This is a genomic window from Marinobacter segnicrescens, from assembly GCF_900111555.1.
Classification (GTDB): domain Bacteria; phylum Pseudomonadota; class Gammaproteobacteria; order Pseudomonadales; family Oleiphilaceae; genus Marinobacter; species Marinobacter segnicrescens.
The window spans coordinates 1-9,652 of the sequence record NZ_FOHZ01000049.1 but is presented as its reverse complement, the minus strand read 5'-3'; the positions used below and the strand labels follow the sequence as shown (position 1 = coordinate 9,652).

Genomic DNA, 9,652 nt, shown 5'->3' with positions numbered 1-9,652 from the left:
GTAGCTCTGGCCCAGCCGGAGAATGCCCAGACATGACCGGTAGGCCTGTTGCGGGTGCTTTCTCGCCCCCAGCGCGGTGCGGATGAGCTTTTCGGTTGCCGGCCCGATCTTGGCTGCCCACGCAATCAACCGTTCCGGTGACCACTCGCCGGCCTGGCGATGGGACTCCGGCATGTGCGCAGCGATGGTGCTGTGCCGACCCTTCTGATCTGAGCGCCGATGGCTGGCGATTCGGTTACCCCGGTAAAAACCCTCGATGGTGTTGTGGGTGATCCGGACCTCCACCTCTTTCTTGATCAGGGTGTAGGGCACCGAGTAGTAATGCCCGTCGATGGCCACGTGGTAGTCGATGTGAACACGGGCCTTCTTCCACTCCGCGTAGACGTACGGCTCCGTCGGCAACGGTTGCAGGACCGGCTTGTCCAACTGTTCGAAGTGGTCGCGCCGGCAGCCGGGTAACTTGCGGAAGGGGCGGGTGTTCAGCCGCTCCAGCAGCTCACGGATGGTGGCGTTGAGTTGCCCCAGTGAGAAGTGTTGGCGATGGCGCAACGCTGCCAGGATCCAGCGCTCGACGATCAGCACACCGCCTTCCACCTTGGCCTTATCGCGGGGCTTGCGAACCCGTGTGGGGACAACGGCTATGCCATAATGACTGGCCATGTCCTGATAGGTCGGGTTCAGGTCTGGCTCGTAACGGTGGGCTCTGCTGACGCCGGAGCGGAGGTTGTCCGGAACCACCAGTTCCGGCACGCCACCCAGGAACTCGAAGGTCCGGATATGGGAGCCAATCCAGTCTGGTAGCGACTGGCTCCAGGTGGCCTCGGCATAGGTGTAGTTGGACGCACCCATCACCGCCACAAAGACCTGTGCCTCGTGGATCTCTCCGGTGGTACGGTCAATAACAGGCACGGTCTGCCCCGCATAGTCTACGAACAGCTTCTCCCCGGCCCGGTGATCCTGGCGCATCACCAGATCCAGCTTGCCCCGCCAGGTACGGTAGTGCTCGCAGAACCAGCTGTATTGGTAGCCATCGGGATTACCTTCCCGGTACTCCTGCCAGAGCAGGAACAGGGTGACATTCTTGCCCGTGAGTTCGTCGCGAATGTGTTGCCAGTCGGGTATACCTCTGGCCTGTGCCGGCAGGTCCGGTGGCGGCGGGAACAGCAACTGCTCCAGATGGGCCTCATCCAGATCCGCTGGCAACGGCCAGCTCAGACCGGCCTCAACCGTGCGGCGCAGGTATTCGCTCACGGTGGGACGGCTGACGCCACAGGCCGCCGCAATCTGGCGGTTGCTCAGCCCTCGCTCCCACTTGAGGCGAAGAACTTCTTTGATCTTACGCATGGATAACCTCTTCGCTGGCATCGGGCCCTCTCCGGATGAAAAGGGTCAGAGTACCGTTAAGTTATCCCGCGCCGGACGATTTTGATGGAGCTTCAGGCAGCCTGCCGGGGTGGCAGCTTTGCCGTGGAATCAGTGGCAGCTTTCGCGTGGAATGGGTGGCAGGCTTCGTCTGGAATCAGTGGCAACCTTGGTCTGGAATACGCATCGATATGCCGAGCTTGAAGATAGTCCGCTGGTATAACCAGTCGCTCAGGCTTTTTCCCGGCCTAGAGAAACCGGGACAGATTTATTTTCTAGGCCGCCCCGGAGCTCTGGTTTCAATGCGTAGCCCAATACGACGCTCGACTTCATCAACGAAACGGTGGCCACTGGTCAGCTTATTCCGGGCGATGGCGGCTCTTATCTGGCGGTCTTGTTCAGAGAAGGCTCCATCGCTGACAAACGCCTGGTAGCGTTCTCTGCGTGACTGAGAATCGGTTCCCAGAGCAGCCATCGTAGGAGGTTCATCCAGCCCGTCACAGTCGGCCAGGCCGATACGTGCGGCATAGGATGACCACGGATAATGTTCCGCTGCGTCAACCATGCCAGCTTTCACCGGGTTTAGCTCAACATATCGACAGCAACTGAGCAGGTAGTGGTCGGTATCGATTGGGCTGATCTTATAGCGCCCCTCCCACAGTGAGCCCGTTCGTTTCTCTATCTTGTTGACGAATCGTGTTTGACGACCCGCCAGGCGCTTCATCAATTGAGGGATGGCGGTTAGTTCGTCGGTAGCCTTAACGACCAGGTGGACATGATTAGTCATGAGGCAGTAGCTGAAGACTTCCAGCCCAAGCGTGTGTTTCCATTCCTGGAGGTTATCCAGGTAATACTGGAAGTCGCGGTTTTCAATGAAAACGGGTTGCTTGTTATGCCCGCGTTGAACGATGTGGTGGGGCAAACCGGGTACAATGACCCGTGCTTGTCGGGGCATCTGGCTTCTCCTTGCCGTTTGTAGGACGCAAAATTCCTTTTGCGGCTGTCGATTTTACCTTGTCGGCACTCGGTGTTAAACCGCATGAATCGTTTTGCAGACGCTAGCCAGGCCGGAAGTGAATAAATAAATCTGTCCCGGTTTTCTGAATCTGTCCCGGTTTTCGGTTTTCCACGTTAGGCAATAGTCATGATGAGATGGATCGCCGTTCTGTTCCTGGCCTTTCCTGGCATTGGGTTGGCTCAGGCTGAATCGGAGTTTTATGTGTGCTCGCCTTTCTTCGAGAGATCTGTGGTTGGAGAGAAAACAGATCTTGGCTGGCCGGTATTCGTCAGGTTAACAGAGGTTGGCACCACGAGTTTGGCAGCATTCACGGAAGCAAACGCCGGCAAAATGACCCGGATAATTGTTGGTGACCGCGAGTTTTTGAGGGCGGCAATATGGGCCCCAATTACTAGCGGGAGTTTACGTGGGATGTTCAGTTCTGAGGAAGTTGCTAACGATTGGCAGCGAACTTTAGCCGGCCAATTGCCTGTCGCACCGTGCGGTGCTGGGAATTGAGTAATGCCTAACCAGTTGTTGCAGTTCGTTCCGGGCCATGAGGCCCTCCACCGGATGCCCTTTTCGCTGCGCTGCAAGGGCACCGCTGAACAAAAGTGTTATCCCCAACACTATTCTGGTCAGTTGTCCTTATCCAGCGCTGATTGAAATTTTGCTCCAAAAGGCTCGCAATCGATTTCAGCCGCATTTGCCACAAAGCTGACCGTATGGTAATTCCCGCAAAGGGCAAAGATTTCAAGCTGTTGCTCGGCCGTGAACAGGCTCTGGAACTGGTCTTGTGTTTTGGGACTCATGCGCCCTGAACTGCAGAGTTCGTCGACAGCCAGAAGCAAGGTCCTTTCCTCGGCATTCCAACACGGGGCACCAGGCCCCCCGAGTCTGGTTGCGTTGATCTGATCCTCCGTAAGTCGTACATGTTTAGCGAAGCCCGCTACGTGCACACCCCATTCATACTCACAGTCATTATTTGCACAGGTTCGCAGGATCACCAGCTCCCTTTGTCGCATCGGTAGGGGGCTCTCTTGATCCAGCAGGTCTAGAACCCCTTTGCGGAGGAAGCGTGTGCTGTTGGCAAATACCCTAAACAGTTTTAGCAGGTAGCCGTCCAGCTTCGGATAGTTCGAGAGCAATGCTTCTGTTTCCTGAGAATAGGGAGGTTCGACGGTGTGGAGGCGATTGGGCATGATTGGTACCTGCTGGTTGCTACTTTTAGTGTAGCAAATACGGTATGCTACTCTTTTCGTAGCGTCAAGGGGGATGTTGATGACAACCAAGAAACCCGGAAATCCGGTCAGGGGCTCTGACACAGGTCGTCCGATCATGGTCCTCATGGATATGCTTGGGCAACGCTGGGCACTTCGAATTCTCTGGGAGCTGAGAGAGAGCCGATTGACGTTCCGCCAGCTTCAGCAACGCTGTGATCAGATTTCACCTACAGTGCTGAATCGTCGACTGAAAGAGTTACGGGAGCTCCATCTGATTGACCATGACGGTAACGGCTTTGGACTGACTGATCAGGGCGAAGAGCTTGGTCAGCACCTGCTCGCACTGGACGATTACGCAAAGCGCTGGGCGAACACTCGAAAATAAATCTGTTCCGGTTTTCCGGATGCCTTTGCCCTCGCTTGGCTGCGTCAAAGTCACGTCGTCTATGGCTTCATTTACAATAAACAAAAAAGTAGAACTCCTATGAAAAGATGGTTTGTTTCGCTCATCATTTTGATCGTGCTGGCATGCGGTGCTTTCTGGGCATTGGCCGATAAGGACATGCGTCGACTGGTGCTGAACCTGCCGACGGATACCAACGTGCTTTTCTGGTCAACGGAGCAACGGGATGCGGTGTTCCGTGCCATGGACCGTTTACCGTTCCTTTCCAAATCCCGGGTTATCCCCGCAGGTGATGATCCTTATCCGTTACCTGAGGGAGCGCCGCTTGAGCTGGATACCGATGTGGACGCCTTTATGGAGAGCCAGCGGGCGGCGGCGCTGGTAATCGTACAGGACGGCGAGATACGCCTTGAGCGCTACGGCCTGGATTTCGGTCCCGAAGGGCGCTGGACCAGCTTTTCCGTGGCCAAGTCCCTTACCTCGACCCTGGTGGGCGCCGCCCTCAAAGATGGGTATATCAAGAGTATTGAAGACAAGGTGTCGAACTATATCCCGGACCTCAGGGGATCAGCCTATGACAATGTCACCATCCGGCAGTTGCTGACGATGACATCCGGGGTGAAATGGAATGAGGATTACTCAGACCCTCAATCGGATGTCGCCTTGTTCAACGCCCATGAACCGGACCCGGGTGTGGATGCCACGGTGAGCTATATGCGGCAGCTGGAAGCCGAAGCACCGCCAGGCACAAAGTGGGTCTACAAGACCGGCGAGACCAACCTGATTGGTGTGCTGGTGAGTTCAGCGACCGGCAAGCACCTGTCTGACTACCTGTCGGAGAAAGTCTGGAAACCCTTTGGTATGGAACAGGATGCCAGCTGGATCCTCGGGTCCACCGGGCATGAAATCAGTGGTTGCTGTATCCAGGCCTCCACCCGCGACTTTGCACGTCTGGGCCTGTTTTTCCTTGGCGGTGGCCTGGCCGATGGCAAACCTGTCTTACCCGAGAACTGGGTTGAGGAGGCGACCAGCCACCTCGTGGATACCACCCGGGAAGGATATGGTTACGGCTACCAGTGGTGGGCCCTCGATGATGGCGCTTATATGGCCCGGGGAATCTTTGGCCAAGGCATTTTTATTGATCCCGAGCGCCAACTGGTCATCGCATCGAATGGCAACTGGCCGCAGGCATCGGGTCGTCAGGGAGGCGGTCAGGATGAAGAGCGGTTGACCTTTTATCGGCAGGTTCAGTCGGCGATCGACAGGGAGCGCGCCCGATAGTCCAGGATTCAGCTACGTGTCGTCGCTGGCCACGTCAGTTATGACGGTAATGGCCAGCGACTGACAACAGCCGGTTAGCGTCCGCTCGCATCCTTGTCCGGTCCGGCCGATGGCACCTTGTCAGTGCGCCAGGGCATGCCGTCGCAGGTTGGATAGTTTTTACAGTCGGGAAGGCAACCCCTGCACGGTAAGCGGTGAGACGTCGATGGAGCACTGGGCGTGGATTGATGGGTCATGGATAACCTGCTGGCTGGATTTTTAACAGATTACGGTCGGGTAGTCACTTTGGATGCCAGTGGGCCGGAAAACTGGGAGAGACAGTGAGCAGGCCGCGCTATGTTTCCGGCGCCACGACTTGAGTGAGAAGGAGTTCGGGGACTCCTTCTCACTCAAGTCACGGGGTATCAGGAGACAATGGTTACCAGGCCCGGGGCGTGCCGGATGACTTTTTCACTGACGCTGCCAAGGGTCAGGGAGCGTAGTGCGGAATGGCCCCGTTTCCCGATAACCAGGTGAGTTCCGGGGTTCTGTTCCATGTACTCGACGACCTCATGGGCTGGGTCGCCTTTGAGCAGGATTTCCTCTTTGACATCAACAGGTCCGTCAAGGGCTTCCTTCGCTGTATCAAATACCTTGCGGCCGTATTCCTGCTGTTCCTGTTCAAGGTCGCTGGGCCAGACCCCGCTTATGATCAGCCGTTCGGCCCTGGATCCTGGAAAAACGGTGAGTAGCTTGAGTGGATGGCCAGTGGCTTTGGCCAGGTCAGCGGCCATTCTTGCGGCACGGGAAGCGTGTTCTGATCCATCACAGGCGACTACGACGGCTGAGATAGTGTCGGACATTGTTACTTCTCCATGGGTGTGGGTTCAGTCTAAAAGCTAGCACTGATTCGGGCATGTGACGAACCGAAAGTAACCCTTGGAAGGGATATGTCAGCCAGGTTTGACCTGGCGGGAAAGCAACTCTTGGCGATTTTTACTAAGTGGGCAACTCTGCTGCGTCGACCGTTTGAAGGTTGAGTCTGGCTCGGCCCAGGTGCTGCGAGGACACGTACTGTCCTCGTCGATTAAAGTACGGATTCCACGGCCTCAAGGAGCTCAGCATCATCCGGCGTTACCCTGCTGGGAAACGATTTGACGACATTTCCGTCGGCATCGAGTACGTACTTTGTAAAGTTCCAGCGCGGCGGTTCGCTCTGCTGATTAATGGCCCGGAAAACCGGGTTGGCGTCAGGTCCCGTCACCGGCCCCGGCGCGATCATGGTAAAGGTGACCCCGAAGTTTTTGAAACAGATGTCAGCGGCGTCTTCTTCGGAATCGGCTTCCTGTTGGAAATCATCGCTGGCAAACCCCACGACCACAAGCCCATCATCGGCATAGCGTTGGTGTAGCTTCTCCAGCCCTTCAAACTGGCCCGTGTAGCCACAGTAACTTGCGGTGTTGACCACCAGCAGTGGTTTGCCGGCGGCAATATCACAAAGGTTGACGGTTTCGTCAGAGTGAAGCCTGCGCTGTTCATGGTCCAGAAACGACGGGCAGCTCTCGGCCACCGCGGGAGAGGCGAATACAGATCCGGCGATAAAGGCCACTGTGGCCAGCTTGAGTCTCAGGTGCTTCATGTTCACGTTCCGCATTTGATGAGGGTCTACTATGACTATAGGCCTATTCTTACTCTGTAGATCATTCGTGGGACAGGTTTGGTGTGATGCGGCAAGAGATGACTTCGGCGCTGTACCGCAAAGGGTTCGGGTTCCGTCAGGTTCTGGCATTCATCGCAATTCTGGTCCTGGGTTCAGGGGCGGAGGGGGCATGCCGCCAGCCGCTTGAGCAGGATCAGCAGGTTCGTCGTACATTGGCGGTCACCACCACCGGGGTGGGTGTGATTACAGCGTGGGGTATTGTGAACTGGGACTACTTTACGGAAAAGCCCACCGCATCGTCGGAAGGCTGGTTCGGTCAGGAAAGCTCTGAGGGTGGGGCGGACAAGCTCGGCCATATGTTCACCACCTACGCCACATCCCAGGGGGTCGCCAGTCTTTTTGAAGACTGGTGTTTTCCCCGGAAGGACGCAGCACTCTATGGCACCCTGTCGTCCCTGGCCATCCTCAGTTATATGGAGCTGGGCGACGCGTTCAGCAGTTATGGATTTTCATATGAGGATTTCCTTGCGAACGCCATAGGTGGCCTTGCTGGTTACTACCGGTATCGTTATCCGGAGTGGGCCAGCAAAGTCGATTTTCGTTGGGAAGTCGGGCTGAAGCCCGAGCAGTTCGACATAACCACAGATTATGATAATTCGAAGTATCTGCTGGCGCTGAAACTGAATGGTTTCAGTGCCTTCCGCGACAGTTTCTTGAGACATTTCGAGTTGCACGCCGGTTACTACTCGCGAGGTTACTCGGACACGGACGAGCCTGATGAGCGTAACCTCTACATCGCTATAGGGCTGAACATCACTGACCTCTTCAGGCGAAATGGCTATGACAAGACGGCGACGTTCCTGAATTACTACCAGCCGCCTTTTACGTATTTCCCCACTGAGAAGTGATTGACGACAGGCGGTTGTAGGAGGACGATTTTCTGCCCTGGCACTAGAACGTCAGGGACAGGGTCGTCCTCAGTTATGATCGACTGGCCCGGGATCAGCTTTTTTCGATATCCAGCAGTTCTACCTCAAATATCAATGTTGCATTGGGCCCCACATAGTTCCCTGAGCCGCGCTCCCCGTAGGCAATATCGGCCGGAATATACAATTCCCATTTGTCGCCTTCTGACATCATCTTAAGAGCCTCGATCCAACCCGGGATAAGTTGTTTGACTTTGACACGATAAGGCTCGTTTCTTTGGTAGGTGCTGTCGAATTCAGTACCATCGACGAATGTACCGCGATAATGCACTGTGACTTCGTCGTTTTCGGTCGGGGTATAGTCGCCATTACCTTTAGTGATGACTTTGTATTGCAGGCCGCTTTTGGTGACGATTACACCCTCTTTCCCTGCATTTTCCGCGAGGAATACTTCTCCCTCTTTCTTGTTTTTCTTGCCGATGATTGCCCGCTCTGCCTCTTTCTTTTTGGTATGGACTTTCTGGTAAAGATCCAGGGTAGCCGCGATTTCGTCATCCGGCATTTTCATCTCGCCTCCGCGATAGGCATCCTTCATTGCCATCGCGAGGATATCTACATTCAATTCGATGCCTTCTTCCTTGAATTTTTCCGCCAGGTCGGCGCCATAGGCATAGCTGAAACGGTCGTCGAGGGTTTCAAAGCCATGTTTACTTTGTTTCTCATCGGTCTCAACCTGATTGGGGTCCTCGGAGAATGCCGGGCCGCTATAGGTACCTGCGAGCGCCGCGCCCATCAGCAAAAGTGCAAATGTGGATGAGTAAGCCTTCATTACGTCTCCTCAGCGGAATGCACGTTAACCAATAAAAAACCCCAACCCTGAGGGTTGAGGTTTTAATGCTAAACCCAGGCGCGATCAGTTAACCAGCCAGCGGTTGGCATACTCACGCATGACTTCACCAGGTTCGCCACCATCACCGGTTGTCGGTGCGAAGTGGGTACCAGAAGTGAGCTCCTGGGTGTACCGGGTGGAATTACGACGGCAGTTTGGACCATTGGAAGGAAGCGCCGGAGCCAGTACGTCACCGGTACTGAAGATGCACACAACGTCCACATCGCTTGCAACCGGGCGATCGATGCGTGTTGTGAAGACGGTATCAGGCTGGACCGCGATCACGCAGTCGGCATCCAGACGGTTGGCAGCGTTGAAAGAGCCACCACCTCCCTGGGAGTGACCGGAAGTACAGACTTTCGGGTCGGAGCCGACAATATTGCGGTAGCGGCTCTTGGCGTCGTTAACGGCACGCTCTACATCACGGCCATCGCCGGAATTGGCGGTAGTGGCGGCTGCCACCAGGATGCACTGCTCTGCGACAGACTCCAGCAGGCCCCTGTAGGTACCGGAAGTGCCACCCGTTCCGTTACCCCAGCCCAGGATATTGTAGTTACCGCTACCACCGCTGGGGACATACTAACCCGAAATAAAGTAAGCGAACATCATCCAGAGATATAAGCCAGGTCCGGATGACCAAAAAACGATTTCAATAGCTTTGGCAATTTCTGCAAGCGCCGAAGCTGCCGGTAAACAATGCTCCGAAGTTGTTCTTTACTGTTGATGATCTTTTTACCGACGTGGTGGTATTTGATGTAGCCCCAAACAGACTCATCAGGGTTCAGCTCCGGCGAGTACGGCGGCAGGAAGAACAGCCTGAGCTTGCCGTCGAGGCTCTCGACATACTCGCGAACGCGACGAGCATGGTGAACCGGGTGGTTATCGAGGATCAGGAAAACCGGCTTGTCAGCGTCTTGCACCAGAGCCTTGAG

Annotated in this window: 11 protein-coding genes; 3 read left to right on the top strand and 8 right to left on the bottom strand. The window is 55.5% G+C overall.

All coding sequences use genetic code 11. The features are described 5' to 3' along the window. From istA to BM036_RS19140, 3 genes are all read right to left on the bottom strand, one after another. Positions 1-1,365: IS21 family transposase (istA, locus tag BM036_RS19160; RefSeq protein WP_091855240.1), on the bottom strand; the 1,365-nt coding region annotated here is incomplete at its 3' end. A 265-nt stretch (positions 1,366-1,630) separates the two neighbouring features. Then, on the bottom strand, positions 1,631-2,317 hold the full coding sequence (locus tag BM036_RS19150) for a transposase (protein ID WP_091855237.1): 687 nt from the start codon (positions 2,315-2,317) through the stop codon (positions 1,631-1,633). A 680-nt stretch (positions 2,318-2,997) separates the two neighbouring features. Further along, complete coding sequence (locus BM036_RS19140) at positions 2,998-3,561, bottom strand: carboxymuconolactone decarboxylase family protein (RefSeq protein WP_177186117.1); 564 nt, start codon at positions 3,559-3,561, stop codon at positions 2,998-3,000. Between the two features lie 79 nt (positions 3,562-3,640). Here BM036_RS19140 and BM036_RS19135 point away from each other — a divergent pair, with 79 nt between their 5' ends. Beyond that, a complete protein-coding gene (locus tag BM036_RS19135; RefSeq protein WP_091855239.1) occupies positions 3,641-3,967 on the top strand; it encodes a winged helix-turn-helix transcriptional regulator in 327 nt (108 codons plus the stop codon). A 99-nt stretch (positions 3,968-4,066) separates the two neighbouring features. Continuing rightward, the gene (locus tag BM036_RS19130) at positions 4,067-5,266 is read left to right on the top strand and encodes a serine hydrolase domain-containing protein (protein WP_091855234.1); all 1,200 of its coding nucleotides are present in this window, start codon (positions 4,067-4,069) and stop codon (positions 5,264-5,266) included. Positions 5,267-5,670: 404 nt separating this feature from the next. Here BM036_RS19130 and BM036_RS19125 read toward each other — a convergent pair whose 3' ends face one another. Next, complete coding sequence (locus BM036_RS19125) at positions 5,671-6,108, bottom strand: universal stress protein (RefSeq protein ID WP_091855233.1); 438 nt, start codon at positions 6,106-6,108, stop codon at positions 5,671-5,673. A gap of 224 nt (positions 6,109-6,332) precedes the next feature. Further along, complete coding sequence (locus BM036_RS19120) at positions 6,333-6,884, bottom strand: glutathione peroxidase (RefSeq protein WP_091855232.1); 552 nt, start codon at positions 6,882-6,884, stop codon at positions 6,333-6,335. A gap of 98 nt (positions 6,885-6,982) precedes the next feature. Between BM036_RS19120 and BM036_RS19115 the strand changes: the two genes are divergently transcribed. Next, complete coding sequence (locus BM036_RS19115) at positions 6,983-7,813, top strand: DUF2279 domain-containing protein (protein WP_177186116.1); 831 nt, start codon at positions 6,983-6,985, stop codon at positions 7,811-7,813. Between the two features lie 94 nt (positions 7,814-7,907). Here BM036_RS19115 and bamJ read toward each other — a convergent pair whose 3' ends face one another. The 3 genes from bamJ to BM036_RS19100 form a co-directional block, all read right to left on the bottom strand. Continuing rightward, entirely contained in the window at positions 7,908-8,660 is a 753-nt protein-coding gene (gene bamJ / locus BM036_RS19110) for a BamJ family beta-barrel-assembly machinery protein (protein ID WP_245742744.1), read from the bottom strand. 84 nt (positions 8,661-8,744) lie between these two features. Continuing rightward, positions 8,745-9,182: a hypothetical protein gene (locus BM036_RS19105; protein ID WP_091855230.1), complete on the bottom strand. Its 438-nt coding sequence runs from the start codon at positions 9,180-9,182 to the stop codon at positions 8,745-8,747. 143 nt (positions 9,183-9,325) lie between these two features. Beyond that, a partial coding sequence (locus BM036_RS19100) for a transposase (RefSeq protein ID WP_143066669.1) occupies positions 9,326-9,652 on the bottom strand: 327 nt, incomplete at its 5' end.